The 26,432-nt window shown below is 59.6% G+C and carries 22 protein-coding genes; 10 read left to right on the forward strand and 12 right to left on the reverse strand.

Annotation, left to right across the window (positions count from 1 at the left end):
* Positions 1 to 85 precede the first annotated feature (85 nt).
* The 3 genes from N6L25_RS13845 to N6L25_RS13855 all read left to right on the forward strand — a co-directional run bounded on the left by N6L25_RS13845 (position 86) and on the right by N6L25_RS13855 (position 5,891).
* On the forward strand, positions 86 to 2,173 hold the full coding sequence (locus N6L25_RS13845; RefSeq protein WP_271981384.1) for a TonB-dependent receptor plug domain-containing protein: 2,088 nt from the start codon (positions 86 to 88) through the stop codon (positions 2,171 to 2,173).
* A 164-nt stretch (positions 2,174 to 2,337) separates the two neighbouring features.
* Positions 2,338 to 4,425 (forward strand): TonB-dependent receptor plug domain-containing protein, encoded by a 2,088-nt coding sequence (locus tag N6L25_RS13850; RefSeq protein ID WP_271981386.1) that lies wholly within the window; start codon positions 2,338 to 2,340, stop codon positions 4,423 to 4,425.
* Between the two features lie 200 nt (positions 4,426 to 4,625).
* Positions 4,626 to 5,891 (forward strand): DUF2235 domain-containing protein, encoded by a 1,266-nt coding sequence (locus N6L25_RS13855; protein ID WP_271981388.1) that lies wholly within the window; start codon positions 4,626 to 4,628, stop codon positions 5,889 to 5,891.
* Positions 5,892 to 5,995: 104 nt separating this feature from the next.
* On the opposite strand, the gene N6L25_RS13860 is transcribed toward N6L25_RS13855, so the two are convergent.
* The 5 genes from N6L25_RS13860 to N6L25_RS13880 all read right to left on the reverse strand — a co-directional run bounded on the left by N6L25_RS13860 (position 5,996) and on the right by N6L25_RS13880 (position 11,033).
* Complete coding sequence (locus N6L25_RS13860; RefSeq protein WP_271981390.1) at positions 5,996 to 6,580, reverse strand: DUF2845 domain-containing protein; 585 nt, start codon at positions 6,578 to 6,580, stop codon at positions 5,996 to 5,998.
* A gap of 147 nt (positions 6,581 to 6,727) precedes the next feature.
* Entirely contained in the window at positions 6,728 to 8,419 is a 1,692-nt protein-coding gene (locus N6L25_RS13865) for an HAD family hydrolase (protein WP_271981392.1), read from the reverse strand.
* A gap of 162 nt (positions 8,420 to 8,581) precedes the next feature.
* On the reverse strand, positions 8,582 to 9,607 hold the full coding sequence (locus tag N6L25_RS13870) for a hypothetical protein (RefSeq protein WP_271981394.1): 1,026 nt from the start codon (positions 9,605 to 9,607) through the stop codon (positions 8,582 to 8,584).
* Positions 9,608 to 9,829: 222 nt separating this feature from the next.
* Complete coding sequence (locus N6L25_RS13875) at positions 9,830 to 10,147, reverse strand: antibiotic biosynthesis monooxygenase family protein (RefSeq protein ID WP_271981396.1); 318 nt, start codon at positions 10,145 to 10,147, stop codon at positions 9,830 to 9,832.
* A 52-nt stretch (positions 10,148 to 10,199) separates the two neighbouring features.
* Positions 10,200 to 11,033 (reverse strand): CPBP family intramembrane glutamic endopeptidase, encoded by an 834-nt coding sequence (locus N6L25_RS13880; protein ID WP_271981399.1) that lies wholly within the window; start codon positions 11,031 to 11,033, stop codon positions 10,200 to 10,202.
* 236 nt (positions 11,034 to 11,269) lie between these two features.
* On the opposite strand from N6L25_RS13880, the gene N6L25_RS13885 reads away from it, so the two are divergent.
* Entirely contained in the window at positions 11,270 to 12,745 is a 1,476-nt protein-coding gene (locus N6L25_RS13885; RefSeq protein ID WP_271981401.1) for a sensor histidine kinase, read from the forward strand.
* Here N6L25_RS13885 and N6L25_RS13890 read toward each other — a convergent pair.
* Positions 12,742 to 13,362, reverse strand: coding sequence for a DUF1326 domain-containing protein (locus tag N6L25_RS13890; protein WP_271981403.1), 621 nt, complete (start codon positions 13,360 to 13,362; stop codon positions 12,742 to 12,744). The genes N6L25_RS13885 and N6L25_RS13890 overlap by 4 nt on opposite strands.
* 275 nt (positions 13,363 to 13,637) lie before the next feature.
* Here N6L25_RS13890 and N6L25_RS13895 point away from each other — a divergent pair, with 275 nt between their 5' ends.
* Together N6L25_RS13895 and N6L25_RS13900 are read left to right on the forward strand one after the other, a co-directional pair.
* On the forward strand, positions 13,638 to 14,828 hold the full coding sequence (locus tag N6L25_RS13895) for an RtcB family protein (RefSeq protein WP_271981405.1): 1,191 nt from the start codon (positions 13,638 to 13,640) through the stop codon (positions 14,826 to 14,828).
* Between the two features lie 76 nt (positions 14,829 to 14,904).
* Positions 14,905 to 15,507: a TetR/AcrR family transcriptional regulator gene (locus tag N6L25_RS13900; RefSeq protein ID WP_271981407.1), complete on the forward strand. Its 603-nt coding sequence runs from the start codon at positions 14,905 to 14,907 to the stop codon at positions 15,505 to 15,507.
* 6 nt (positions 15,508 to 15,513) lie between these two features.
* On the opposite strand, the gene trhA is transcribed toward N6L25_RS13900, so the two are convergent.
* The 5 genes from trhA to N6L25_RS13925 all read right to left on the reverse strand — a co-directional run bounded on the left by trhA (position 15,514) and on the right by N6L25_RS13925 (position 22,914).
* A complete protein-coding gene (gene trhA / locus N6L25_RS13905) occupies positions 15,514 to 16,158 on the reverse strand; it encodes a PAQR family membrane homeostasis protein TrhA (RefSeq protein WP_271981409.1) in 645 nt (214 codons plus the stop codon).
* Positions 16,159 to 16,452: 294 nt separating this feature from the next.
* Positions 16,453 to 18,408, reverse strand: coding sequence for a TonB-dependent receptor (locus tag N6L25_RS13910; protein WP_271981411.1), 1,956 nt, complete (start codon positions 18,406 to 18,408; stop codon positions 16,453 to 16,455).
* 391 nt (positions 18,409 to 18,799) lie between these two features.
* Positions 18,800 to 19,780: a hypothetical protein gene (locus N6L25_RS13915; protein ID WP_271981413.1), complete on the reverse strand. Its 981-nt coding sequence runs from the start codon at positions 19,778 to 19,780 to the stop codon at positions 18,800 to 18,802.
* A 480-nt stretch (positions 19,781 to 20,260) separates the two neighbouring features.
* The gene (locus N6L25_RS13920) at positions 20,261 to 20,740 is read right to left on the reverse strand and encodes a DUF6174 domain-containing protein (protein ID WP_271981415.1); all 480 of its coding nucleotides are present in this window, start codon (positions 20,738 to 20,740) and stop codon (positions 20,261 to 20,263) included.
* Positions 20,737 to 22,914 carry a M12 family metallo-peptidase gene (locus N6L25_RS13925; RefSeq protein ID WP_271981417.1) on the reverse strand — a complete coding sequence of 726 codons (2,178 nt, stop codon included), beginning with the start codon at positions 22,912 to 22,914 and terminating at the stop codon, positions 20,737 to 20,739. The genes N6L25_RS13920 and N6L25_RS13925 overlap by 4 nt, the downstream gene beginning before the upstream one ends.
* 93 nt (positions 22,915 to 23,007) lie before the next feature.
* On the opposite strand from N6L25_RS13925, the gene rrtA reads away from it, so the two are divergent.
* The 3 genes from rrtA (at position 23,008) to N6L25_RS13940 (ending at position 24,866) form a co-directional block, all read left to right on the forward strand.
* Positions 23,008 to 23,598 (forward strand): rhombosortase, encoded by a 591-nt coding sequence (gene rrtA, locus N6L25_RS13930; RefSeq protein ID WP_271981419.1) that lies wholly within the window; start codon positions 23,008 to 23,010, stop codon positions 23,596 to 23,598.
* Positions 23,599 to 23,670: 72 nt separating this feature from the next.
* Complete coding sequence (gene cadR, locus N6L25_RS13935; protein WP_271981421.1) at positions 23,671 to 24,114, forward strand: Cd(II)/Pb(II)-responsive transcriptional regulator; 444 nt, start codon at positions 23,671 to 23,673, stop codon at positions 24,112 to 24,114.
* A gap of 119 nt (positions 24,115 to 24,233) precedes the next feature.
* The gene (locus N6L25_RS13940) at positions 24,234 to 24,866 is read left to right on the forward strand and encodes a cation transporter (protein ID WP_271981423.1); all 633 of its coding nucleotides are present in this window, start codon (positions 24,234 to 24,236) and stop codon (positions 24,864 to 24,866) included.
* 24 nt (positions 24,867 to 24,890) lie between these two features.
* Here N6L25_RS13940 and N6L25_RS13945 read toward each other — a convergent pair whose 3' ends face one another.
* A complete protein-coding gene (locus N6L25_RS13945) occupies positions 24,891 to 25,808 on the reverse strand; it encodes an AEC family transporter (RefSeq protein WP_271981425.1) in 918 nt (305 codons plus the stop codon).
* Between the two features lie 208 nt (positions 25,809 to 26,016).
* Here N6L25_RS13945 and N6L25_RS13950 point away from each other — a divergent pair, with 208 nt between their 5' ends.
* Positions 26,017 to 26,412 carry a MerR family transcriptional regulator gene (locus N6L25_RS13950; RefSeq protein WP_271981427.1) on the forward strand — a complete coding sequence of 132 codons (396 nt, stop codon included), beginning with the start codon at positions 26,017 to 26,019 and terminating at the stop codon, positions 26,410 to 26,412.
* The last annotated feature ends 20 nt before the right edge of the window (positions 26,413 to 26,432 follow it).

A 26,432-nucleotide genomic window follows, 5' to 3' on the forward strand; every position in this document is an offset into this window, starting at 1 on the left:
GAAAGGTTGCTCCCGCTCTTGTGTAAGGACTAGTCAGTTAACCCGAATCAAGGGGAACGAAATGCGCCGTTTGAGGCCATTCGGCATGCTCCTGACACTCCTGTCTTGCCAGACCACTGCCACCGCGCAAGACCTGTCGGCCCTGAGCCTGGAGGAACTGATGAGCCTTCAGGTCAGTATTGCCACCGGCACCCCCAAGTCGCTGGCCAGCGCCCCGGCGGTAGCCAGCGTAATCACCGCAGAGGAACTGGAAGCCATGGGGGTGCAGGACATCGATGAGGCCCTGGAGCTGGTGCCTGGCCTGCACGTGTCCCACGGTACCTTCTTCTATGCTTCACGTTATTTCATCCGTGGAATCACCTCCAACCAGAATCCTCATACCCTGTTCCTGATCAACGGCGTCCCCCAAACCAGTCTGTTCACCGGCGATCGTCCCGAACAACTCCTTGGTCGGGGCGGCTTCCCGGTGAAGATGGTGAAACGCATCGAGATCATTCGCGGACCGGGATCTGCCGTTTATGGTGCCGACGCCTTCGCCGGCGTCATCAACGTCATCACCAAGGCCCCGGAAGACCTCGACGGTGGCGAAGCCAGCCTGGGTTACGGCAGTTTCGACAGCGCCTACTCGTTCCTGCGCCAAACCCTGGACGTGGGCCCGGTGCAGGGGGTAGTGTCCATTGCCTTCGACCAAAGCAACGGCGACGACCCCACCATCGACGCCGACCAGCAGTCCATCCTGGACGCCCTGCTGGGCACCAGTGCCTCTCGGGCGCCTGGGCCAGCCAACCTCGGCTATAACCAGCTGGATGTTCGTAGCGATCTGCTCTGGAACCAGTTCCGCCTGCGCATGGCCTATCGCCAGAACCGGGTGGAAACGGCCCAGGGCATTAACGAAGTGTTGGACCCGGACAGCCACTACCATCAACGTCGTGGTACCGCTGATCTGACCTGGCGTAATGACGGCCTTCACCCGGATTGGGGACTGCAGGCCCAGCTCAGTTACCTTTATAACGACTTCCGCAATCCAACCCGGACCCAGCTATTCCCACCCGGTGCCGACTTCACCCTGGTGGGTGGCGGGGGGCCCTTTCCGGAAGGCGTGCTGCAGACCCCGGAACTGTCCGAAGAAAACGTCCGGCTGGATGTCACCAGCCTTTACCGAGGTTGGCAGAACCACCGCCTACGCCTGGGTGTTGGCTATTTCTGGGGCGACATCTTTGAGACCACCGACGCCGTCAATTACACCCTCTCGCCAACGGGTTTTCCCACGCCAGCTCCGCTGATGGATGTCAGCGATACCAACTTCGCTTTTCAGCCAGAAAACCAGCGCACCAGCTACTACACCTTCGTGCAGGACGAATGGGCCTTCGCCCCGGATTGGGAACTGACCGCTGGGGTGCGCCATGACCATTACTCGGACTTTGGCTACACCGTCAATCCCCGGGCGGCGCTGGTCTGGACAACCACCCCCTGGCTCACCACCAAACTGCTGTACGGCGAGGCCTTCCGCGCCCCGGCCTTCTTCGAGCTCTATGCCCGTAACAACCCGGTGGCCCTGGGCAACCCGGACCTGGAACCGGAAACCATCAAGAGCACCGAACTGGCCTTTAGCCTGACGCCCTCTGAAAACTGGGCCCTGGACATCAATCTCTACCACTACCGCATCGATGACCTGATCGACTTCGAGGGCGACCCGGGCGGCACCTTTACCGCCCAGAACAGCGGCCGGGTACGGGGTCGGGGTGTCGAGACGGAGCTGCGCTATCAGCTGGCCGCTACCGCTCAGCTGCTGCTCAACTACAGCTACCAGCGAACCCGCGACCAGGGTGGCGAGCCGTTGGGCCTCACCCCCAACGCCGACGCCAGCCTGCGCCTGAACTGGCAGCCCAAACCCGCCTGGCAGGTCACCCCCAGTGTGGTCTGGGTCGGTTCCAGCGAACGGGCCGCCGGCGATGCCCGCGCCAAGCTGGACGGTTACACCACCCTAGACCTGAATATCCGCCGACGGCTGAGCGACAACGTCACCCTCAACCTGCAAGCCCGCAATGTGTTCGATGCCGACGTGCGCGAGGCCAGCCGCGGGCCGGTACAGGGGCAGAGCGTGCCGAATATTCCCAACGACTTGCCCCAGCCGGGGCGCAGCGTCATCCTGCAGGGCACGGTGCGCTGGTGATTGCCCGACCGGACTTACGCCCTCCGTGCGTGGCAACCTAAAATTGCGCCAAAGCGATGGGTGACCTAAATTTCAATAAAGGAAGCATTGCTCCCGATCCTGTAAGGAATGTTCAGCCAACCCGAACCAAGGGGAACGAAATGCGCCGTTTAAGGCCATTTGGAATGTTCCTGACACTCCTATCATGCCAGGCCACAGCCACCATTCAGGATATATCGACCCTGAGTCTGGAAGAGCTGATGGGCCTTCAGGTCCGCATTGCCACCGGCACGCCAAAATCCCTGGTACGTGCCCCGGCAGTGGCCAGCGTGATCACCGCCGAGGAACTGGAGGCCATGGGGGTGCAGGACATCGACGAGGCCCTGGAACTGGTGCCAGGCCTGCACGTGTCCCACGGCAGCTTTATCTACGCCTCCCGCTATTACATCCGCGGCATCGTCTCCAATTTCAACCCCCACACCCTGGTGCTGATCAACGGCATTCCCAAATCCAGCCTGTTCCTCGGCGACCGCGGCCAACGCATGATGGCTCGGGCCGGCTTCCCGGTGAAGATGGTGGAGCGCATCGAGATCATTCGTGGCCCCGGCTCGGCGGTTTACGGCGCCGATGCCTTCGCCGGCGTCATCAACATCATCACCAAGGCCCCCGAGGATCTCGACGGCGGCGAAGCCAGCCTGGCCTACGGCAGTTTCGACAGCGGCTATTCGTTCCTGCGCCGGGCCCTGGACGCGGGTCCGGTACAAGGGGTGTTCTCCATCGCCTACAACCAGAGCAACGGCGACGATCCCACCATCGAGGCCGACCAGCAATCCAACCTCGATGCCCTGTTGGGCACCAGCGCCTCACTGGCGCCGGGCCCGGTCAACATGGGCTACCGCAATTTCGACCTGCGCACCGACCTGCTCTGGAGCCAGTTCCGCCTGCGTATGGCTTACCGCCAGGACCGGGTGGAAACCGCTCAGGGCATCAACGACAACCTCGACCCGGACAGCCGTTTCGAACACCACCACGGCATGGCGGACCTGACCTGGCACGCGCCCGAGTTTCACCCGGACTGGGAGCTGGATACCCAGCTTAGCTATCTGTACAGCGATTTTCGCAACCCCACCCGATTCCAACAGTTCCCCCCGGGCACCGACTTCTCCCTGGTAGGCGGCGGCGGGCCGTTCCCGGAAGGCGTGCTACAGACCCCCGAGCTGACCGAGGAAAATGCCCGCCTGGATATGGCTGCCGTCTATTGGGGGTGGGAAAAACACCGATTGCGCCTGGGCACTGGCTACTTCTGGGGAGACATCGTCGAAACCAAGGACGCCACAAATTTCATGTTAAGTGCGACCGGTTTTCCAACCCCGATTCCACTCACCGATACCAGCGACACCCTTGGGGCCTTCCTGCCCGAAAACCAGCGCACCAGTTACTATGGCTTCGTGCAGGACGAATGGACCTTCGCACCCAACTGGGAGCTCACCACCGGCGTACGCTATGACCACTACTCCGACTTCGGCGACACGGTGAACCCCCGCCTCGCCCTGGTCTGGACGACCACGCCCTGGCTAACCACCAAACTGCTGTACGGCGAAGCCTTCCGCACGCCGGCATTTTTTGAGCTCCATGCTCGCAGCAACCCGGTGGCCCTGGGCAACCCTGACCTGGAGCCGGAAACCCTCAAGAGCACCGAACTGGCCTTCACTTTCACCCCCTCGGCCAGTTGGGCGCTGGATCTCAACCTCTATCAGTACCGCATCGATGACCTGATTGACTTCGTGGCCGACCCCGGCGGCACCTTTACCGCCCAGAACAGCGGCCGGGTCCGGGGTCGGGGTGTCGAGACGGAGCTGCGCTATCAGCTGGCCGATACTGCTCAGCTGCTGCTCAACTACAGCTACCAGCGAACCCGAGACCAGGATGGCGAGCCATTGGGACTCACCCCCAACTCCGACGCCAGCCTGCGACTGAACTGGCAGCCCAGGCCGGCCTGGCAGCTCACCCCCAGTGTGGTCTGGGTGGGTTCCAGCGAACGGGCCGCCGGCGATGCCCGCGCCAAGCTGGACGGTTACACCACCCTGGACCTGAATATCCGCCGACTGCTGAGCGACAACGTCACCCTCAACCTGCAAGCCCGCAATGTGTTCGATGCCGATGTACGCGAGGCCAGTCGCGGTCCGGAACAGGGCCAGCTTGCCCCCAGCATTCCCAATGACCTGCCCCAGCCTGGCCGCAGCCTGGTCTTCCAGGCCATTCTGAGATGGTAGCCGCGCCGGCTGCGACGTCGGTCGAAAAGCTAAAATCCGAAACGACACCAAATCGTCTATAATTTAATCAACCCGGTCCGGCAGTCCGGGGCGGTTTGCGGGGGCCAACGGGTGATCCCCGATTTTGTGAAGCGGCGCTGTTATCGCGTTGCGATATGCCTTCTTGTGAATGCGCCTATGGCGCGAGGGGGGGCTGTGTCATGCACGCCACCAAACGCATCGTCATCTGTTGTGACGGTACCTGGAACCAACCGGACATTGATCCGACCAATGTCGTCAAGGTGGTACGCAGCATTACACCAACGGCATCCGACGGCACCCAGCAGGTCGTGTTCTACGATCAGGGCGTCGGCACCGGAAGCCATACCGACCGCCTGCTGGGCGGCGCCTTCGGTAAAGGTGTGGCCAAGAACGTACTCGATTGCTACCGCTTTCTGGTACACAACTATCAAACGGGGGACGAAATCTATGCCCTCGGATTCAGCCGCGGTGCCTACACAGCTCGCGCGTTTGCAGGCTTTGTCTATGCCGTCGGGCTGATGGAAAAAAGCGATCTGGAGACACTGCCCAAGGCCTGGCATTACTACCGAACCGAGCCAGAGAAACGGCCCAACGCCCGCTACGATGAGAACATCCGTCCGCAGATCAAAATGATTGGCGTTTGGGACACCGTTGGCGCCCACGGCGCCCCGACGCCCTTGCTCGGTCAACTGACCCGGCCCTGGGTGGGCTTCTTTAATACCCATCTCAGCCAGATCGTCGAGAACGCCTTCCAGGCCCTGGCCCTGGACGAACAGCGGGCCCCCTTTGCACCGGACCTCTGGACCGGCTCAGTCGACCCCAGCCAGAACGTCGAGCAATGCTGGTTCCGGGGCGTTCACTCCGATATCGGCGGCGGCTACAAGGAAACCGGGCTGTCTGACATTGCCTTGCGCTGGATGACCGACAAGGCACAACACCTTGGGTTGGAAATGGACAATCGCTACCTGGAGCAACTGACCCACCCCAATCCGCGCATGTCGGCCCATGACTCCTTCCATGCTGGCTATCGGCTGCTGGAACTGCTGCGGGTCAATCGGGGCGTCCGCTTGCTGTTTGGCGATCCAGAGAATCCCCCCCTCAACGTCAGCATCCATGAGTCGGTGCATGAGAGCATCAAGAGTGGCCTCTACACGCCGCAAAATCCGGACTTCCCCCACACCGAGGCCATGCAGGAGCGGCGTGCCAGCGAACGCCATACGGTAACCCATGGCGAAGCCGAGCTGGCTCTGGCTCAGAACGCCCAGCCGCTGTCCTGCCGGCTGCTGGATTTCAGCCGCCAGGGTGGCGCCCATATCCAAACCAACCAGCCGATTGAGGAAGGCGCGACGGTGCAGATCGCCAGCGACTTCTTCGAACCGACCGAGGCGGTGTGTGTGTGGAAGAAGGGGCAGGATCACGGGCTCTCCTTTGCCAAGGTAGCCTGATCAGCCCGGCCAAGCTCCTCAAGGCAAAGGGAAAGGCCACCACACGGGGTGCGCGGTGATGCGCACCCCGGAGGGGTAGTGTCGGGCGCGGATGCAGGCGGTCGTCAGCGGGGCTTGTCGTCAGAACGAACTTCGGTCACCAGTCCATTGTGCAGGATCACCACTCGCCGGAACTCATTGGCTCCGAACTCGAACAACCATTCCTTCACCGGAATCACGGTGATGCCGGCGCCCTGGCCACGGTAACGGGAGTGCCCATAGCTGCGCCAATAGATCCGCTGGGACAGCGGCTCACCGCACCGACCAACCACCTCGAATTCACTCAGTCCCTCCCGCAAAAAGCGACTGGAGCAACGCCCGGTGGCACTGGGGTGAAAACCGTAGCCCAGAGAGCGTTCCCGGCGCAGCTGGCCGTTGCGGAACTCCAGCCGCCGGATCAGGCCGTGAGGACCGGGGTTGTAGTACCAATGTTCGACGATGTCGGTGACCCCCAGCCCGGCGACGCTCTGGGCGGGGTAGATCGCAACGTAATCCGGCGCGCCACACCGTTCCTCCACTTCCACCGGCCAGTCGCCGATATCCACCAGTGCGCTGCCACAGCGAAAGGCGGTCAGGGCTGTTCCCGGCAGCAGTATCACTAACAGTAAAACCGCGAGTCGCAAGCTATGGATGGCACACGGATACACCATCACGCCTCCCAGGTGCTACGCCAATTCACACGGTACATCCATTCAAACGCTACAGCGGCGCTGGACACACAACGATTCCGCCGCTTTGTGGGGGAGCCGGAAATCCCCAAGCTCTCACTGAGTGTGAATCGAACGACGACCAAAAGTTCAACCCGCCGGCCCCACCTCACAGGCCAGCACCAGCGCCCAGAACTCGGAGAAATCATTCACCACCACGTCGGGCTTGTCCGGGTGCTTGTGGGTGCCGGGGAAAATTTTGTTCAACCAGGGCAGATCCCATTGCGCGCCATTGAAAAATACGGCGGTCATGCCCGCCCGTTTGGCCGCGATGATGTCGGTGGTGCTGTCGCCCACATACCAGATGCTGGGATCGGGCGAGTATTCCAGCTGCGCCGCCGCCAGCAGCAGCTGGTCAGGATGAGGCTTACGCAGCGGGGTGTCATCACCGCAGACGTAAGTGTCAAACAGGTGGCGCCAGCCGCTGCCCTCCACCGCCGCCAGTTCGTGCTCAAAAAATTCCCGGTCCCGGTTGGTGATCAGGCCGACCTGGATATCGAGACGACGCAGCGCTTCGAGCATCTCCCTGACCTTGGGTTCGAACGGTTTCACCGTGCCGAAGTGATTGCGGTAATGACGGTTGAAAGCCAGATGGGCGAGTTGCTTGGCGTCTTGATCTTCGCCGAACAGCACCTCGAAAATATCGGTCCGGGAGATCTTCCGGTCCGCCTTAACTTTGGGGTGGAGGGCGGCAAACTCTCGAACGTAGGCCACCAGACGGGCATCCTCCGGGGTTTTGCTGTCCTCTGGCATGACCATCCGCCCCATCAGTTCCAGCTGATGGAACTCCGGCAGCATGTCATCCACGGCGTGATACATGGCGTCCAGGGTATCCACCAGGGTCGCATGCCAGTCGAACAAGACCACCGCGGGCCGAATCAGTTTCGCCACCGCCGGGTGCCAGTCGGATTCGATTCTGGGGGGCGGCGGTGTTGGCGGCGGATAGGCCGGTGGCCGCACCCCATCGACCGTGGCCCGGAAGGCCTGCCGGTTGCTGTGGGCGGTGTCGCCAAGCAGGGTCATCAGATCATCAAAACTGTCCAGAATGGCATGGGGAGTATCGCGATAACTGAACCAGCTCTCGACCCGGTCCTGCGCCCAGCAGGCGCCGTTATAGAACACCCGGGTAATGCCGGTTCGGGCCGCGGTGATCATGTCAACAAAACTGTCACCGACGTACCAGGCGGTTTCATCCGCCGGTAGCCCCAGTTTTTCCAATGCCTTGAGCATCACTTCCGGATCGGGCTTGTAGTGCACCACGTCATCGGCGCACACGGTGACATCAAACAGGTCTTGCCAACGGCCGCCGTCCACCGTCTGGATTTCGGTATCGAGGAATTCCCGGTTGCGGTTCGTGGCCACGGCCAGTTTGATGCCCAGACGCTTGCAGGCCATGAGGTACTCGAAAACGCCTTGCTGAAACGGCTTAACCTGGCCGAAGTACTTGCGATAGCAGTGGTTGTAAGCTTCATGGGCGATCAGCCGGGCGGCTTTGTCATCGCCGAAGATGGCGTTGAATATGTCGGTGCGCGATACCCGGCGTTCCGCCAGGATGCGGGGGTGCAGCCGGCGATAGACGCGGATAAAGCGCACCAGGCGGGCATCATCGGCGGTCCGGCACTTTTCCTCGGGCAATAGCCGCTCCACCAGCCCCAGTCCTTCCAGTTGCGGCAGCATGTCCTCCATGGCGCTGAACATGGCATCACTGGTATCCACCAGGGTGCCGTGCCAATCGAACATCAACACCTTGGGCGGCTGCAAGTCATCGGAAAATCGGGCCATAGCATCCCCCTCAAGGTGCCGGTTGCAGCAACAGCTTCTATCCCCTAGTTAAACCCATGATGGGCGATTGCACAAAATGAGGGCACCAAAGCGCCGTGCATAAAAAAAGCAGACCAACGGATCGTCAGTCTGCCTTTTAGACCTCAGTATGTCCGAGGTGACTTACAGCGGTGTTACCGTCAGGTTATAGAGACCACGGTTCTCTTCGTAGCAACGGGCGGTCAGGGTGTAGACGCCAGCCTCCAGCCGCTCGGTGAGACGGGCGTTGTAGTTATCGCCGCCATCGTCGTCTTCGGCCACGTACCCTGCCGGGCCTTCCAGTGTCAGCATCGGATCCAGGCCATCGGCACGCATGTCGATCTGATACATCCCCGCCTCTTCGATGGTCAGGGTATAGACGTCAGGGCCACTGCGCATCCAACCAGCCACGTCGGCGGGAGCGGAGATCTCCCGTCCCTCGTCGATGTCGACGTTCAGAGCGGCAATTTCAAGGGTGAACAGACCGCTGTTCTCTTCATAGGAACCGGCCTGGATCTGGTATTCGCCGGCCTCGAGAATGTCGCCAATGCGGGCGTTGTATTCGTCGCCGCCATCGTCATTTTCGACCTCGTAGCCGTTGGGACCGGTCATGACCATCAGGGTATCGAAGTCGTCGGAACGCAGGTCAATCTGATACGCGCCGGACTCGGGAATGGTGACGTTGAAAACAACGGCTTCGTCCTGCAACCAACCGGTGGCGGTACCAGGCGCCGTAAGGCTGCTGGAGAGTTCCAGGTCGATGGTGCTGGACGCAATACTGAACGGCCCATAGCTGCTGGCATCGACACCGCTGACCACCACCCTGTAGTCACCGCTCTCGGTGATTTTGTAGCGCAACGGCGAAGCCACCGCGAGCATCTCGTCCTGCTCGTTATAGAGCGTCAACAGGCCATCGAGACTGCCATCCAGCTCAATCTCCAGCAGCGTGTCCGCGTCCAGTGCCATGGCGAAGGTCTGATAGCGGCTACCGTCCTTGCGGTTCAGTCCGCTCTGCGTGGTCAGTTCACCACGGGCGCGATCGCCCAGCGCAATCTCGGTCACACTTTGGCCGCCGGAGCCGGCGCCCATGGTTGACGGCATCATTTGACAGCCGGCCAGAAAAACGGTGGCCACCGAGCCTACGATCAGGGGTAACGTATTCTTTGTCATGAGGTAACCTTTAACATCCTTAGGTTGATCAATCACAGGACGCAAAGCCGCGTCCATTCCTTGAACACAGAGCAGTCTGTGTAACACGCAAATCATCTTAGCGCCAAATCAGCGCCTGGGAGTCTAAAATAATGCAAAACCGGCGAAAAAATCCTTAATTTTCGTGACCGTCACAGGCTCCCAGGGCCAACGCCGATGGCCACTCAAGTCCCGGTGGCAAAGTCAGTTCCGCTGCGGAGGCAACACCACCCACTCCGGTTCTTCGTACTCCCCCAGCCGCCGAATCTCGACGAACGGGGCCGCGCTGCGAATGATGTCGGCGACCCGTGGATCGTGCCGCGACTCCATGGCATCGCGGTCATGCTTGCTGTCCCAGTGGGCAATGGCGATCAACGCGTTGGGGTCGCCAATCTTGCGGTGCAGCTCGGTGCCACGGGCGCCGGGGGCCTGCTGAATGAGTTCAGACGCACGTACCCAGGCGTCAGCATACTCTTCGGCACGGTGGCCGTCCTTAATTCGAATCTCGAAGATGTATTTCATGCTCCCCCTCCTGGCCCGACCAGGCTGACGTCTCTGGAAACCGCCGGCCAAGCTATTTGCTTAAAGGGTAGGTGAACAGCAACAGGTGCGACAGGTTCAGCCCCCAATGCACCAGCACCGCCCAGACCAGACGCCCCGTCCATAAGTAGGCCAGGCCGTAAACCAGCCCAGCCAGACAGGCCACCGCCACGTACTTCCAACCACCGGCCAGGTGCGCCAATCCGAAGGCACCGCTGGCAACGACCAGGGCGGTGATCCAGCCAAAACGAATTGCCAGCTGGCGTTGCAGCAGGCCCCGGAACAGCAGCTCTTCGGCCACGCAGGTATTGACGAGATTGATCACCGCGAACGTCCAGAACCAGGGCGTCAGCGCCGGTTGCCAATGCACGAGGCCCATGGCGGCCGCCAGCGCCATGACGGCGGCCACGCCCGCCGCCAGCAAGACCGGCGCCAACCAGCGCGGAAACGGCCGCCGCAGCGCCATGCTCAGGCGAACCAGCGGCAACCAGCTCAACAACGACCACGCCACCCAGACCTTGTCGTGATTCAGGTACAGGTTGGTGGCGACGCTGCCCGACTTCAGGGTCTCCTGCTCGAGCAGCAGCAAACCGGAGTCACCAGGCACAGCGTGAAGCAGCAAGACCGCACTGGCGAAAAACCAGCAAAGGTAGCGCAGGTTTCTCAGCCAGGGAGGGAGTGGTTGCCAAACCATCCAGGCGGTCAGCAGCAAGTAGCCAAAGCCAAAGCTGGAAAACTCCCAGGAGGTGTAGCCCACCAGCGGAGCGACCAGCAGCAGCGCCAGCGGCCCACCGTAATGCAGGCGAGGGTCGCGACTGAGCCCACAGGCAATCAGTGAAACTGAATAGAACAGGCCGATGAACAGCATATTATTCCGGTGTTCCAAAATGTGACTGGGCACAACATCGCGAATCCAATATCAGTTTTCAACCTCAGCGCCGTTTTTTAACCTTAGCGCCATTATGAATCCCGCCGCAGTTTTTTGTGCCAACCTGGCTAATCGCTGTCTTTTTTGGCGAATCTTGTCCTAATCTAGCAAACTAAAGGGGAACTCACTGATGCCAAAAAACCGACCTGATTCTGCGAGCCACTCAGAGGCCCTCAATGAGCGATGAGCACTACCTCAAGCAGGAACTGAACGCCCTGCTGAAATCCGACAACCGAATTTTCGAGTTCATTCAGCACGGTTCCCTGGACGGCCTGTGGTACTGGGATCTGGAAAATCCCGAGCAGGAGTGGATGAGTGAGCGCTTCTGGACCACCCTTGGATTCGATCCCCAAGAAAAGCTGCACCTAGCCAGCGAATGGCAGGATCTCATCAACCAGGAAGACCTGGCTCTCGCGCTGGACAATTTCAGCAAGCACTGCGAAGACCCCAATCACCCCTATGACCAGATTGTCCGATACCGGCACAAGGACGGCTCCACGGTATGGGTGCGTTGCCGGGGCCTGGCCATTCGCGACAACCAGGGCCAGCCCGTCAGAATGTTGGGCGCTCACAGCAACGTCACTCAGATCATGCAATTGTCGGAACAGTACGAGTCACTGTTCGAGAACAGCCCAAACAGCTTGCTGGTTATTAACCAGCGTGGAAACCTGGTCAAAGTAAATGGCAAGGCACGGGTTCACCTGCAACTACCCGCGGATGTGTCCGCCCTCGATATCCGCCAGTTGATGGGCAACGCCAGCGCCCAGTGCGCATTGGACACGCTGAGACAAACTCACGAAGTGGACGACCCTGCGACACTGGAGACCCAGTCCGACCTAACGATGACCACGCTGGGGGGAGCACGGTTGGACATGCAGGTGAACATGAAACCCATCAAATTCGAAAGCCAGTGGATGCTGTTGATGTCCCTCGTCGATTTGACCATGCGCAAGCAAGTAGAGGCCTCCAAGGACAACCTGATCTCACTGATCAATCACGAACTGCGCACCCCCTTGACCGCCATCGTGGGGGCGATTGGGCTGGTCAGCAGCGAGCGTTACGGCGCGCTGCCCGAAGATGTCAGCAAGTTACTGCAAATGGCCAACCGCAACTGTGACAAACTCCGTAAACTGGTCGATGACATCCTCAGTGTCGACAAGCTGGCCAGCACCAACGTTCCGCTCACGAAATCCGAAACGGACCTGGGGCAAATCATCCAAGACACCGTCGCCGAGATTCAGGGCTTCGCCGACAGCCGCGCCGTCACCCTCGCCTTCCACCAACACAGCCATCCCGCGCAGGTCTATGCTGACGGCTTTCGGCTCGGCCAGGTCATCACCAACCTGTTGTCCAATGCCATCAAGCATTCGCCTCAGAATGGGCAGATCACCATAACCCTGGCCCGTGACGGCGATCACTTCCGGGTCGGCGTGGAAGACAACGGCCCAGGCGTCTCGGAACGGTTTCGGCCGAAGCTGTTTGAGCGTTTTTCCCAAGACGATCTTCAGCCCACCGATACCATCTCAGGTTCAGGTTTGGGCCTGCACATTTGCAAACTCATCATGGACCGACATCACGGCACCATCAATCACCGCAACACCGGACATGGGAGCCTGTTCGAATTCAGCCTGCCCATTGGCGAAGCCCACTAACCAACACAGCCCTGTTCCGTGAATCTGACCCGGGCCACAGCTCCGTAGCGGTCGGCGTAGCTCGCCAGCAAATCATCGTCCCGCCACCACCAGCGCCGGGTATTGGTCATCAACCCCTGCTTGTACTCAATACCGTGGGGCAAATGGAGTTCGGGCCGGATAACACTACCGTCCGGGTAGCTGAGCAACTCGCTCTGTGCCTCACCAATGCCTTCGATGCTGACCGTTCCAACACCGTCATGGACATCAAACCGGATGGGCACAAACTTGCTGGGCAACCAGGTGGTGACCAGTTCTGCACCGAACAGACCAAATATACCTCCGCCCGCCTGCCCGGTCCCAATCGCAGTTAACGCTTGGCGTTGTTGCTCGCTGGCGGCCGCATCCACATACGCACAGGCCGTGCCTTCGCCATTCTCAATCGGGCCGGGGAACTTGTAGTAGAGAGCAAGCCGGGTACCGTCAAGTGAGGTGGTCCCATACTGTCCCGTGAGGATGTTCCATACCCCCCACCCCATGCATCGCCCCTCGTTGGGTCGGGCATTGAAGTTACAGGGGCAACCCCAGTCGCAATTACAGGCGGTGAAATAGTCCGCCTCGAAGTTCCACGCTGTCATAACGGCACCTCCTGTGAGGGTGTCCCGATCCTACTGCGCACGTTTCCATCTTACGCCCTGGCCGTAACACGGTGAAGTGCCCACATAGGTGCCCAAATTGGTGCCCAAATCGGTGCCAGGATGGAGTACTGTTACGTTAAGAGCTTCCGATCAACTCCGCTTCATCTCTGGCTCTGAACGACCAGAAGACCGCTCAAGCCTTCAAGATGCGCAGAGACCATTCGAATTTATTGACGGGCTCCCTGGCACAAATTCCGACGACAGAGGTGACTGCCATGCCCATCCGGACAACGATTAATAAAGGCCGAGTGCCGGTAAAAATATTCACCGACCACGTCGAACCCGCCGCCCTGAACCAGTTGGCCAACATTGCCCAGCTGCCGATTGTGCACAGCCACATTGCCGCCATGCCCGATGTGCATCTTGGCATCGGCGCCACCGTGGGCTCGGTCATCCCCACCCTTGGCGCCATCATCCCGGCAGCCGTGGGGGTGGATATCGGCTGCGGCATGAACGCCGTGCGGCTGACGCTCAAAGCGCACCAACTACCGGACAGCCTGCGTCGAATTCGCCAGGCCATCGAGAGCCGGGTGCCCGTGGGTTTCGATATGCACGCTCAGGCCAGCATCCAGCGCAAGTCGGTGAACCAGTTGGATGCAGTGCTGGCGCAGATTCTCGGCAAGCACCCTGGGCTGGCGAAAATGCAAAAGCCCAACACCTGGCCCCGGCAGTTGGGCACCCTGGGTGGCGGCAACCATTTCATCGAGCTGTGTGTCGATGAAAACCAGGACGTGTGGCTGATGCTGCACTCCGGCAGCCGGGGCATTGGCAACGCCATCGGCCGATACTTTATCAGCCTGGCCAAGAAGGATGCGCAACGCCATCAGCTGCACCTGCCAGACCGGGATCTGGCCTACTTTTCCGAAGGTGCGGAGCACTTCGACGACTATGTGCAGGCGGTGGAATGGGCGCAGGAATATGCCCTGGTGAATCGTCGCGAAATGATGCGACTGGTGGTGGACGCCATACGCCCCCAGCTTCCGGATTTCACCGTCAGCAAGGAAGCCATTAACTGCCACCATAACTATGTCGCCCGGGAGACCCACTTCGGCGCTCAGGTGTTCCTGACCCGAAAAGGAGCGATCGCCGCCGCCAGGGACCAGCTCGGCATCATCCCCGGCAGCATGGGTGCCAAGTCCTTCATCGTGCGCGGCAAGGGCAATTCGGAGTCGTTCTGTTCCTGCGCCCACGGCGCGGGCCGCACCATGAGCCGAACCCAGGCCAAACGTCAGTTCACCCAGGCGGATATGGAGTCGCAAACCCGGGGCGTGGAATGCCGCAAAGACAAGGGCGTACTGGACGAAATTCCCGCCGCCTACAAGGACATCGATCAGGTCATGGCCAACCAGAGTGATCTGGTGGACGTGGTTCACACCCTCAAGCAGGTCGTTTGTGTTAAAGGTTGAACAAAGCGGCACAGAGTCTGGCAACAGGCCCCAAGCCCCTGATACTATCGATGAATAACAGCAAAGGATTGGTTGCATGACCCACAAGTCAGCCGATGTACAAACCGATTCAGCCCACCAAGAACAACGCAGACAACTGGTGGTCCAGGCCCGTGATATTGTTCGCAACCACGGCATGGCCGCGCTGAACCTGCAAGCCCTGGCTGAGCAGGCTCACCTGCCCTTGGCGACCCTCGAGCCCCTGTTCGGCGACACCCCCGGCCTGATCCGGGCACTCTACGAAAGTTGGGTGGAAGAGTGGCAGCGAAGACTGATGGCCGCGCTTCCCGAAACCCCGCCGGAAGCCATGCTGCGCCAAGCTGCCTACATATACCGCGAGCTGGCCTGCTCTGATCGAGCGCTATTCCTGGCCGCCAGTACGCCGGTGGCGATCGAAGCGGACCTGTTCGGGATGCTCTCCAACTCCACGGCCTTCGAGATGTTTGCCAACTTCATCAAAGCCGGCATGGCCCAGCGCAAATTCCGCATTACCGCCGATCCCGACGCCACCGTTCGGACCCTATGGGCCGGCATCCATGGCGCGGTACTGATCGAGATCTGCAGCGGCTACGACGAGCGGACCGGCAAGCGAAGGCTGGAGGAAGGAATCAGCCTACTGACCCGTGGTCTGCAACAGTGACCGCGCCTATAGCACATCGACAAACACCGCAATGTAATGGCAGGTACTGCCTCCGAGCACAAACAGGTGCCAGACCGCATGCATGTACGGATACCGATCCAGGATGAAGAACAGCACCCCGACCGAGTAGGACAACCCTCCGGCCACGATCATGATCAGGCCAAACTCGGAGAAGCTTGCCGCCAGCTCGCTGGCAGCTACCACGATGAGCCAGCCCATCACCAGGTAGTTGAACAGATGGGCGGTTGCGTAATGCCGGGATCTGAAGATCTTGAGCAAGATGCCGCCAATGGCCAGCAGCCAGATTACCGCAAACAGGCTCCAGCCCCAGGGACCACGTAGGTTGACCAGCAGGAACGGCGTGTAGGTACCGGCGATCAGCAGGTAGATGGAGCAGTGATCAATGACGTTCAGTACCGGTTTGGCTTTTTCGTGCTGGATGCCATGGTAGAGCGTCGAGGCGGTATAAAGAAGGAACAGGCAGCCGCCATAAATCGACACGCCCACAATCTTCCAGGGGTCGCCATCCAGGCTTGCCAATGTCACCAGCAGCGTTGCCGCCGATAACGCCATCAAGGCACCGATACCGTGGGTAATCGAGTTGATCAGTTCCTCCGCGAACGTCTGCTCCCTCGCTGCGGATTGCATCATCGCTGATTCCGACACGAACGCTGCTCCTTCGACATTCCCTGAATGCCGTTGTCGATGGCTCGGTGAAGCCTGAGACGCCCATCTGGCGATGGCTTGGGACCGAAAATACGTCCGTTATACCCTGCTGCCATGTCAGTTTCATGATGGCGGTAGGTGCAATTGGTCAGTTTCAGGATCGCAGCCCGCCTCTGCATCGGCGGATTCCCCCCTGCGGCGCCCAAGCAGTCCCTCTGTGTTTACTATTGTAGCCGTGAAAAGATCCAGAGGCGTGTCGATGGAAACGTCGGCTGGTCTTTACTGACTGAATGTGTATTTGGCGCCCAGGTTAACGTATATGCCATCGGTGTAGACTATACGCTGAGTCGGGGAGAAGTTTTGCACATCCGAAGCCGTAATATCCTGATCGAGTAAATTGTGGACACCGGCACTCAACGTAAGCTGCCGAATACGATGCTGATACGACAGCGTAATATCGGTATACGAGCCAGATTCAGCCCTTCTGGAGACATGATTCAGATGTCCGCCGAGTGTTCCAGCGGCGGTGATGTGATAACTGGCACCAGCTGCCATCAGAAGCTTGGGGGCTACAGCGGCAGAAGCATCTTCACTCGAGTCATTTCCCTGCTTCACATACCCCACATTCGAAAACAGCTTCCACCTATCAAATGCGACTTGATAATCAAGCTCCATACCGTACCGGCTAATGTCCCCGGTATTTTCAAACATGATAATGCCCGTCGAGACATCACGCTGGATCAAATTGTCGGCTTCGATAAAGTAGCCATTTATCACAAACAAGGTATTTTCTGAGGAATAGGTGTAAGCGAGATCCAGCGTATTAATGATTTCCGCTTCCAGGTTTGGATTACCCCGTAAAGCGGCACCCAGATCGATGCCCTTCTGAACAAAATTCGGAGAGTTAAAGCCTTCTGCGTAGAGCAGCTTCAGCGACTGCTGTTGGTCCAACTGATAAACCGTCGATATTTCCGGCGCCAGGTGGGTCCCACTGTCCTTATTATCAACATAGCGCCCGCCCAAAATGAACCGCCAGTTCTCATACCGATAGTCCGAACGCATAAACAGCGACCTTTCGTAACTGCTGGCGGCCTGCATAATCGGAGCAATGGCTTGCCCTGTCGCCTCACTGAACAGTTGGTATTCTGAAGACTGACGATGTTCATATTCCAAGCCATAAAACAATGACCAGTATTCACTAAGCTTACTATCAACATTTGTACCGGAGCGCCAGCGATAGTTAGCATCGCCATTTTCGAACTTAAAGCCACCGTTCCCACTCGCGCCAACCGCTACCAGGGCATTAGTAATGGGAAACCGCAGCTCGAACTGGTTGTAATCGGTGAAAACATTCACCGTATGGTTGCCCAGGTTAATCCCATTTTCCAAATGCAAAAGCCTGCCCTGATACTTCAAGCCATTAGTGAGTATGAAAGGAACCTGCGAATTATGGCCGTTATGGGTGACCTCAAACTGCTGGTACATCGCACTGAAGTCTTTATAACCCAAGCGAAACAGCAAGGCTTCGTTGTCAAGGGAGTGCAGGAATTCACCGGACGAAGGCAGACCCAAAGATGGCGTGATATCAATTATTTGGGCGCTTCGACCGTCGTCATTTGTTTTTTCGAGGGACAGATTGCTCCAAAAATTGCCGTCTCTATAATTCGCCATCATGCCGATCTTGTAGGCGTCTTCAAAGTAGTTAACGGCAACAACGTTGTCAGAACTTTGGTGGGTAACCACATTTATTACGGCAGCAGAAGCATTGGTACCGTAATAGACTGCCGCTGGTCCGCGAACGATTTCGACATGACTGATGGACTCAAAGGGCACGCCGTTTAGCGGCACTGCAGAATGACTTGGCGCCCAATATGGCACGTTATTCAGCAGGAAAAGAACTTTTTGATTAAAACTGTCGACAAGTCCCCGGCTCATTATTGCCGAATTTCCCGACTGGGTACCCTGCGTCAATATACCAGGGAAAAAGTTGAGCATGTCTTCCAGCGAAGTGATGCCCATAGCTACCAAATCGTCTTTATCAAAACGCGATACTATGAGCGGCGCTTCGGCAATTTCTTGTGTCCGACTGGAAGCAACGTCGACTCGAACGCTGAGCAGTTCTTCAATTGGCATTTGAAGCCAGTCGTCAGAGTTCGCTCGCTCTGACCATGTCTCAGCCAACAAACCACTGGACAATAATGAACAGCAAACGGCTGACGCGATACTTTTTGACACAGCGCTCTCCATCGGTTGACGATGAAGCCATCTCAAAAACGCAAAAAACTCGCTCTTGAGTATAGGTGCCAACGCTATTAATTAAAAATAGGTGGCGGCGTTGGGCTGCCTTCCTTGACGGCATCCGTTCCAAGCAGGCTGCAAGGGTCACGAACCAGGGCGGCCCACGGCCGCACAATGACTGGCACCGTTGCGGGGCTGCGGTAGCGGGGCGAGGATTCGCATGAGTTCTATCCGCGCCCGCATCAAATCGGCCGCCGGACAGATCGAACACCGTCTGACGGCCCCACACTTACTTCAGCGCACGTTGAGCATCATCGACCGCCAGTTCCTCGTTCGGGAACTACCGGCTGCACTATGGTCAGTCGACCAACGGGCCTCCCGATCACCGTCAACGCAAGGCGCGATACTGCCCCGATCGTATCTCCCGCCAGCTCACATGCCACGGCGACTTGACCCACAAGCAAATCGAGCGGAACAGGCCGGGCCGAGCAAGGGGTTCCTCCTCCGCTGGCTCCTGAAGCTCCGATTCGGCACGCTGTGGGACGGGCAGTTCCGGATCGACACTCGGTGACGACGGGGAAGCGGACGACGATTGAACGGACGGTGATTGAGGCGACGCCGATAGGGACGACGGCGAGGGGGTCACTATCTGCTGAGGTTCAGCGAACGATACCTCCTCGATAGGCAGCGGAAGCTCGCTCACACTCTGCCCGGCGTCCAAATGAGCCAGGTTGTTCTGCAACCCCTCCAGCATTTGCTGCAATAGCTCTTGCATCGCCTCAGGCAGATGTCCATGTTCGAGCATTTGGCGGATCTCGCCATCCACTTCCTGCACTTGCTGAATCACCTGTTGACGAGCGGACCGCGCCTCATGGGTAATGGTTTGGAGTTGCGACTGAAGCAGGTTGCGATTCAGCGGCAAACGGAACTCCGGCACGGCCGCACCACGCCGGGCCAACAGCCCCCGCATGGTCAGAGCCGTGCGGGCCGAGCGTTTGAGCTCACCCACGTCTTGAAGCGCATCACTGGGGGGCAAATCCAGCTCTGGTGTGTCGTCAACCTGTACTTGTGCTATAAAAGGGGCCAATCTGCCGAACAGTACTCGGAGACGTTCGTCGAGCCGGTCTAGCCGCTGCGTCACCTCGTCATCCGAGTATTCCCGCATGGTTTTCTCCAGCCCGTCAATCAGCCGGGCCAGTCCTGGAGCCTCTCCTGCCGCCGCTGAATCCTGGGCCAGCATATTCTCAAGACTGTGCTTCAGCCCTTCGATCAGACCGGCAACCCGGATCAGCCGCTGCAGTATTTTCCGGCTTTGCTCCAGCTGCTGCAGCGTGCGGGTCGGCGTGCTTTCGGGGGCGCTGTCGCTCACCGCTATCTCCTGTTTTGGCCAGACTCTGGATACAGTGTATAAGCTCTTTCGGCGTATGCCAGATTCGACAGGGCCAATTCGCCCGGTTGACCGGCGTGGAATCGCCGTTAGCGTGGCGCTGGGCCTTGGCGCTTCAACGCCGTTTTCCATATGCCTTTCCTGCACTGACAAAGCCCGCCCAGTGGACCGGTGAGGCGATGCCAGGATGGTCAAACGGCTAAACATTTGAAACAAACTTGCTCAGGATGGAACTTCAGGAATGCCGCCAACTCGGAAATTGCCGGGCGAAAAGAGCTTGAGATGACAGCAGCGACAGGGGATGTGGCGGACCGAGTCGAGCCAAATGACGAACCGGAAGCGTGCTGCCAGCTTCATGCACTTTGGGTAACTACCTAGTTACAAGGGAGCCTGCCTGATTGACAACGTCAAAGGCAAACCGCGTGCTGAACTGAGTTGACAGATCCATACCCCAAGCACGGCCTACTCTGGCACCAAATCCGACAATCGGTAAGAGATCTCATCGTCCGCAATCATGGCGTGGCCGTCATAGGCGATCTCGGAGGGATACCCATACTGCGGGTGGTAACTGACGTCGAGCCGTTCGACCTGCCGGCGTTGAGCGTCGGCAATAAAGTCGAACAGGCCCTCCACCGTCAGTCGTGACCGGTCCAGCTGGTCTGGCTGGGTCAGGGGTTGCGTCAGCCCGGCGACCGACACCACGCGGGCATCACGCACGGTGATCCGCAAGGGCTGGGTAAATTCCTGCAGACAGAAGCAGCTCTGCTGAACGGTGATCTGGTAATCCCCTATCTGGCTGGCGCGCCAGCGTTCCCTGGCGTCTGCCAAGGTCTCGGGTGCGCCCTGTGCACTAATGCCCGGCGCCGAGGACAGGGCGCCGCTACAGCCGGACACACCCGCCAGCAGGGTGAGGGCCGCAATCGTAAACGATCGAGTCTTCATGATGCCCTCCGGGTGCAGCGACGGCAAAGTGCCAGCAGGGCAAACAGCCACCAGCCCCACCCAGTGGCACCCCCGCCCCCGGATGACCCCGAATCGTCGCCATCGGAAGCGCGGCTTTGGGTCTGGGCTCCGCTCCCGCCGTGGTCCGCCGGCTCCTCTTCCACCTGAGGCACCACTGCGGTGGCCAGGTTGCTGCTGGCAGAAACCTGGCTGTTGGCAGCAAACACCCGGTAGCGGTATTCCAGCTCCGGTACTGCCGTGGTGTCCACAAACGCTTCACTGTTCGCTGCCAGCGAGGCAATTGTCAGCCAGGTGTCGGTGCCACTGCGCAATCGCTCCACCAGGTAATGGGTTTCGTTGTCGGCCCGATCGTCCCAGCTTAACAGTACCGCACCATCGTCCACCCTCACGCTGAGCCCCGCCGGTGTGGCCGGCTCGGTGTAATAAACTCCGCTAGCCACGTTGCTGGGCAGCGCATCCCAGTCACCGCCCACCGCTGACACCCGGTATTGGTAGACCACGTTCGCCTCCGCCGAAGCGTCCAGGTAGGTTTCACTGCTCGCCGCCAGGGCATTGGTCAGGATGGTATAGCTGCCCTGGCCTTCAACCCGGCGCTCGACCCGGTAGCCGCTTTCATCGTCGGCGTGGTCCTGCCAAGTGAGGCGGAGATTGACGCCTTCGGTGGTAACCGCCAAATCCGTTGGCAGCTTGGAGATCACCGCGAATTCGGTCGCCAGCTGATCGTTGGCCAAGGCAATGTCAATGACATCGCCGGAATCGCTGATCAGGGCCACATTCTGGGTGAGGTTGAACTGGGCACCGATACCCAGCGCCTGAACGCTGACCTGCAGGCCATCGCTGGGTGAGTCCATTTCGCCGCAATCGTAGCTGGCGCCATCCAGTGCGAGAGTGCAGGGCTGACCATCTACGGTGACAACCTGGAGTGTGCCCTCCTCCGCAGGCACCGAGCCCGTCAGGGTGAATCGGTCTGCTGCGGCATAGGCCTGCTCATAGCGGACGTCGAAATGCGCCACAAACGCCTGGTTACGGTTCACCTCACTGGCGTTGGCCAGGGAAGCGACCAGGCCGATGTCGGCCGGGAAGTTGAAGCATTGTTCCACCGCGGACAGATCACTGATGGTGCCCTCGATGTCACCTTCCGAGCAAGAGGAGAAACTGGTGGCGGAAGCGGAAATGGAGGGCGCCATGATGTACCCGCTGCCACAGCCGTTGGCGAGAGGATCGTCGTGTCGAGCACCGAGGTTGTGACCGATTTCGTGGGCCACTACCAGGGCGGTGATGGAGTCGTTGCCGAAGGCATTGGTGATACCCGAGGCATAGCCATTGGCGTTACACACCGTACCCACATAGGCCAGGCCGGCCACGGAGCCGTCGAAATCGCGACCGCTGATGAGATGAAAAATGGCGCTGTCGTTCTGGATGAACGGCACCTGATCATTGGCGAGTTTGGCCTGCACATCGCCCAACAGTTCGTTGGCATTGGTGGAGGTGGTGAACAGCTGGCTGCCCAGGAATTCAACCGACAGGGCGTCGAATACGATGCCCAGCTGGGCCTGGTAGAAGCCCTCCACCATGTTCAGGATACTGACCGCCCGGTCCTGGAAATCGTCGGGGTAGTCGGTCTGAAACTCCAGGTCGAACGCCAGCTCCAGCTCCAGCATCAGGCAATCGCCATTGACGGTATCGGCACACAGGGTGTCGTAGTTGGCACTGACCTGCTGCACCATCATCGGGCTGGCCAGGCTTCCCGGGGTGATCGCAAACTCGTCATGGCTGTGTTCCGAAGCACAGGTGGGCATCGTGTCCTGGCTTAGGCTCATGGCGGCTGGCTGGGCTGAGGCGGCAGCTCCCCCCAGCACGTGGAGCTGGCCAGACAGGTAAGCCAGGCCGGACCAGCCGGACGCTGATCGAGTGAGCCGAACCCAGCTGTCGGGGGCCCCGCTTAGCTTCCCGTGGTAGTGTTCGGCCCGCAGCAGCTTGGCGTGATCGCCCAGCACGTCATCCAGTCGGGTGTTGAGGGTCAACTCGGCGGTATATTGGTGACCATCAATCCAGAGAGCCTGGTTCAAGATCGGCTCAGCGGAGGCGGAGCCCGCCGCGACAACACCCGTTAGCAGGCATGCCAGTAACACCTGCAGGACAAATCCTCTCATGAACAAACGCTCCAGCACCGATTGCTTTAAACTGACCACCAATAACGTATTCAACGGCCTGTCTCTACGAGCATTGTGTTAAAGAGTGTATTTATGAGCGGCACTTCAAACCGACCCTGTGCACGAGTCGACAACTGGTACTGGGGGTTGGCACTCTCACTGGTCCTGTCGGCATTCGTTCCGGCAACCGCACTGGAGTGGTCCCGCCCGGCGCTGGCGGACGGTGAACTCTGGCGCCTGGTCACCGGGCACTGGGTTCATTTGAGCCTCACCCACCTGGCCCTGAACCTGGCCGGCTTGATGGTGGTCGCGCTGCTGTATCCGCAGCTTCATCAACGGATGATTGATTCCCTGGCGCTACTGACCATCGCCCTGCTGGTGTCCACCGGCCTGTACTTGCTGTCACCGGAGCTGACCTGGTACCGAGGCTTTTCCGGCTGCCTTCACGGGCTGTTGGTGTATGGCGCCCTTCGGCGAATCCTCCAAGCGCCTTTGTGGAGCCTGGTCATCCTGGTGCTGGTGGCGGCCAAGCTGCTCGTCGAACAACTGGACGATGCCATGCCCGGAGTGGCCGGGGCCATCGGCGGCCCGGTGATTATTACCGCCCATCAGCTGGGCGCGGTTGGCGGCCTGCTGGCCGGCGCTACTGTCCTGGCGATTCCGTCCTGGCGGACAACGGGATGACCTCGGCCCGCTCAAACGGTTAACCTGTAGCTAATCGATCACAACCCTGCTCTTATTATCAGGACGGAAGCCATGAAAATCGGCCAGGTATCGAAACAGACCGGGGTGGCGGTTGAAACCATCCGCTACTACGAAAAAATTGACCTGTTGCCGGCGCCCGAGCGAGAGGCCAGCGGTTACCGCCATTACAGCCAGGACCACCTCCGCCGGCTACTGTTCATCAAGCGCTGCCGCAACCTGGACATGGCCCAGGACGAGATTCGCCAGCTGATCGGACTGATGAACCAGCCGGAAGCCGGTTGCCAGGGAGTCGACCAACTGCTGGAACATCATCTCGACCATGTCCGGCAGCGCATTGCCGAACTGCAGGATCTGCAGCAGGAAATGCAGGCCCTGCGCGCCGCCTGCGCCAGCGAGGGCCAGGTCAGCGAGTGCGGCATTCTCAATACCCTCAAGCAGAACGGCAAACCCCAACGCACACTGAACCCGGACAACCATATTCCAGGCTCCCATTGAGGCGATAACGAACAGCAAAGCTCAACGCTTGACCCTGTAGCTACTACAGGCTTTTAAATGACCCCATCGACCAATACCAGCCCCAACCCAAAACGGGGCATGCAAAAAAGGAGTGGTTTATGTCAGGTCATTGCTGTGCGTCCGCATCCCATGGCCAGCAGTCGGTGGATCCCCGTTTCCGGCGGGCACTGTGGATTGCGCTCTGGGTCAACCTGGGGATGTTCCTGCTGGAGTTCGCCGCCAGCATCGCGTCTGGCTCGGTGGCCCTGCTTGCCGATGCGGTGGACTTTTTCGCCGACTCCGCCAACTACGCGCTGTCACTCTACGTGCTCTCGATGGGACTGCTGTGGCGGGGCCGGGCAGCGCTGATCAAAGGCACCACCATGCTGGTATTCGGTGTGGTCGTGCTCGCCAAGGCGGGCTGGAACCTGCACAGCGGCATCACGCCGGAACCGCTGACCATGGGCACCGTGGGCGCCCTGGCGCTGGTCGCCAACGTGGCGGTAGCGCTGTTGCTGTTCGCCCATCGCACTGGCGATGCCAACATGCGGTCGGTGTGGCTGTGTAGCCGCAACGACGCCCTCGGCAATATTGCTGTGATGCTGGCGGCTGTGGGGGTATTCGGGACCGGCACCGCCTGGCCGGATCTGGCGGTCGCCGCCATCATGGGCAGCTTGGCCATCCACTCGGGGCTCAGCATCGTCGGCCACGCCCGCAGTGACATCGCCGAGGCCAAGGCCTGTACCTCCTGAACGCGATCTAACATCAGTGATAGGTTAGAGAAAGATCGACACCATGATCGGGATGTAGATCAAGGCAAACAACGTACTCAGCAGCGCTGTCCCCGCGGCCTGCCTGGGTGCGGTGTCCAACAGGGTGGCGATCACCACGGTGTTGGCGGCAATGGGGGTGATGGACACCAGGAACAGCGCCTGATGAACGTCCAAGCTATAGAGCCCCAGCCATTGACTGTCCAGCCACCAGAACAACAGCGCCACCAGCGGCCAACTGACGAATTTGCCGAAGAACGACAGCCATGTGAAGCGCCAGTTCCCCGCCAGTCCCCGGAAGCTGACGATGCCCATGCCGATGATCATCATGCCGAAAATGCTGTAGGCGCCGCGCAGATTGTCGAACAGCGGTTCAAAGACCAGAGGAATGCTCAGCCCGGACAGATTCAGCACCACCGCCAGCGCAAAGGCATAGACCGAAGGCAGCCTGGCCACCCGCAGAAGGCACTCTTTCACCCCTTCCCGCCCCCGCGCCGCCAGGTAGAAGCCCACCGAGGTCTCGAACAGGGTGGTGCCCAGCATCGCGACGATGTACAGCCCCAGCCCCTCCTGACCGAACAGCAACAGCGCCACCGGAATACCGAAATAGCCGGTGTTGCCGGTACCGGTGGACAGCGGCACGATGTTGATGCTGTCATCATGAATCCAGCGTCGGCCAAGGGCACGATGGACCAGTGCGATCAAGGTACTGAGGCCAAAGGTGAGGAACGGCAGCAGGATCACTTCCGCCGACAGCGGCGCACTCATCACCCCCGAAAACACCACCGAAGGCGTGACGATGTACAGCATAATGCCGGCGATATGGCGCCCGCTCGCGTCCAGGTAACGCCCGGCAATCCAGCCCAGGGCCACGGTGACATAGAGGGGAAGCATCTTGTACAGCAATGCCAGTGCGGCGGCCATCGGAACTCCAGAATGGGCAACGGGAAGGCCCGCAAGTCTAGCAGCGGCTGGAAACAGGCTGAACTCACAGCTTCGCAGGTAAGGGTTATTGCCTAGACCAACGCCCACCCACTCCCCTTCGACCTTTGGCTAAAACCTGATCACAAACCCATTGACGAGGTCGGCCACCAGAGTTACCTTTACGTTAACGTCAACTTGAGCAATCCCCATGAATGAGATGACCAAAGCCCGCACCTACTCCATCAGCGACCTCGCCAGGGAGTTTGACATCACCACCCGCACCATCCGGTTCTATGAGGAAGCGGGCATGCTGGAGCCGGAGCGTAACGGTCAGACCCGAATCTACAGCGACGAAGACCGGGTCAAGCTCAAGCTGATCCTTCGAGGCAAGCGGCTAGGCTTCAGCCTCGCAGAGTCCAGGGAATTGATCGAGATGTACGATCCAACCTCGGACAACGCCAAGCAGCTGCACGCCCTGCGGGCCAAGATTCAGCAAAGCCGGGTGGCGCTGGAGCAACAGCTGGCGGATATCCAGGTCATGCAGAACGAACTGGACGCAGCGGAAGAACGGTGTCAGGAGGCGCTGCGGGAGCTGGAGTCCTGACGACACGAGAAACACCTATA

The organism is Marinobacter sp. SS21 (assembly GCF_028369065.1).
In the GTDB taxonomy this organism is placed as follows: domain Bacteria; phylum Pseudomonadota; class Gammaproteobacteria; order Pseudomonadales; family Oleiphilaceae; genus Marinobacter.

Excerpts from the sequence above, each read along its gene's own strand:
- N6L25_RS13865 (WP_271981392.1), bottom strand. The coding sequence starts at position 8,419 with ATGGCCCGATTTTCCGATGACTTGCAGCCGCCCAAGGTGTTGATGTTC.
- N6L25_RS13945 (WP_271981425.1), bottom strand. The coding sequence starts at position 25,808 with ATGGCCGCCGCACTGGCATTGCTGTACAAGATGCTTCCCCTCTATGTC.
- N6L25_RS13885 (WP_271981401.1), top strand. The coding sequence starts at position 11,270 with ATGAGCGATGAGCACTACCTCAAGCAGGAACTGAACGCCCTGCTGAAA.
- trhA (WP_271981409.1), bottom strand. The coding sequence starts at position 16,158 with ATGATGCAATCCGCAGCGAGGGAGCAGACGTTCGCGGAGGAACTGATC.
- N6L25_RS13890 (WP_271981403.1), bottom strand. The coding sequence starts at position 13,362 with ATGACAGCGTGGAACTTCGAGGCGGACTATTTCACCGCCTGTAATTGC.
- N6L25_RS13925 (WP_271981417.1), bottom strand. The coding sequence starts at position 22,914 with ATGAGAGGATTTGTCCTGCAGGTGTTACTGGCATGCCTGCTAACGGGT.
- N6L25_RS13920 (WP_271981415.1), bottom strand. The coding sequence starts at position 20,740 with ATGAAGACTCGATCGTTTACGATTGCGGCCCTCACCCTGCTGGCGGGT.
- N6L25_RS13940 (WP_271981423.1), top strand. The coding sequence starts at position 24,234 with ATGTCAGGTCATTGCTGTGCGTCCGCATCCCATGGCCAGCAGTCGGTG.
- N6L25_RS13895 (WP_271981405.1), top strand. The coding sequence starts at position 13,638 with ATGCCCATCCGGACAACGATTAATAAAGGCCGAGTGCCGGTAAAAATA.
- N6L25_RS13875 (WP_271981396.1), bottom strand. The coding sequence starts at position 10,147 with ATGAAATACATCTTCGAGATTCGAATTAAGGACGGCCACCGTGCCGAA.
- N6L25_RS13855 (WP_271981388.1), top strand. The coding sequence starts at position 4,626 with ATGCACGCCACCAAACGCATCGTCATCTGTTGTGACGGTACCTGGAAC.
- N6L25_RS13870 (WP_271981394.1), bottom strand. The coding sequence starts at position 9,607 with ATGACAAAGAATACGTTACCCCTGATCGTAGGCTCGGTGGCCACCGTT.
- N6L25_RS13850 (WP_271981386.1), top strand. The coding sequence starts at position 2,338 with ATGTTCCTGACACTCCTATCATGCCAGGCCACAGCCACCATTCAGGAT.
- N6L25_RS13950 (WP_271981427.1), top strand. The coding sequence starts at position 26,017 with ATGAATGAGATGACCAAAGCCCGCACCTACTCCATCAGCGACCTCGCC.
- cadR (WP_271981421.1), top strand. The coding sequence starts at position 23,671 with ATGAAAATCGGCCAGGTATCGAAACAGACCGGGGTGGCGGTTGAAACC.
- N6L25_RS13860 (WP_271981390.1), bottom strand. The coding sequence starts at position 6,580 with ATGGTGTATCCGTGTGCCATCCATAGCTTGCGACTCGCGGTTTTACTG.
- N6L25_RS13845 (WP_271981384.1), top strand. The coding sequence starts at position 86 with ATGCTCCTGACACTCCTGTCTTGCCAGACCACTGCCACCGCGCAAGAC.
- N6L25_RS13900 (WP_271981407.1), top strand. The coding sequence starts at position 14,905 with ATGACCCACAAGTCAGCCGATGTACAAACCGATTCAGCCCACCAAGAA.
- rrtA (WP_271981419.1), top strand. The coding sequence starts at position 23,008 with ATGAGCGGCACTTCAAACCGACCCTGTGCACGAGTCGACAACTGGTAC.
- N6L25_RS13880 (WP_271981399.1), bottom strand. The coding sequence starts at position 11,033 with ATGCTGTTCATCGGCCTGTTCTATTCAGTTTCACTGATTGCCTGTGGG.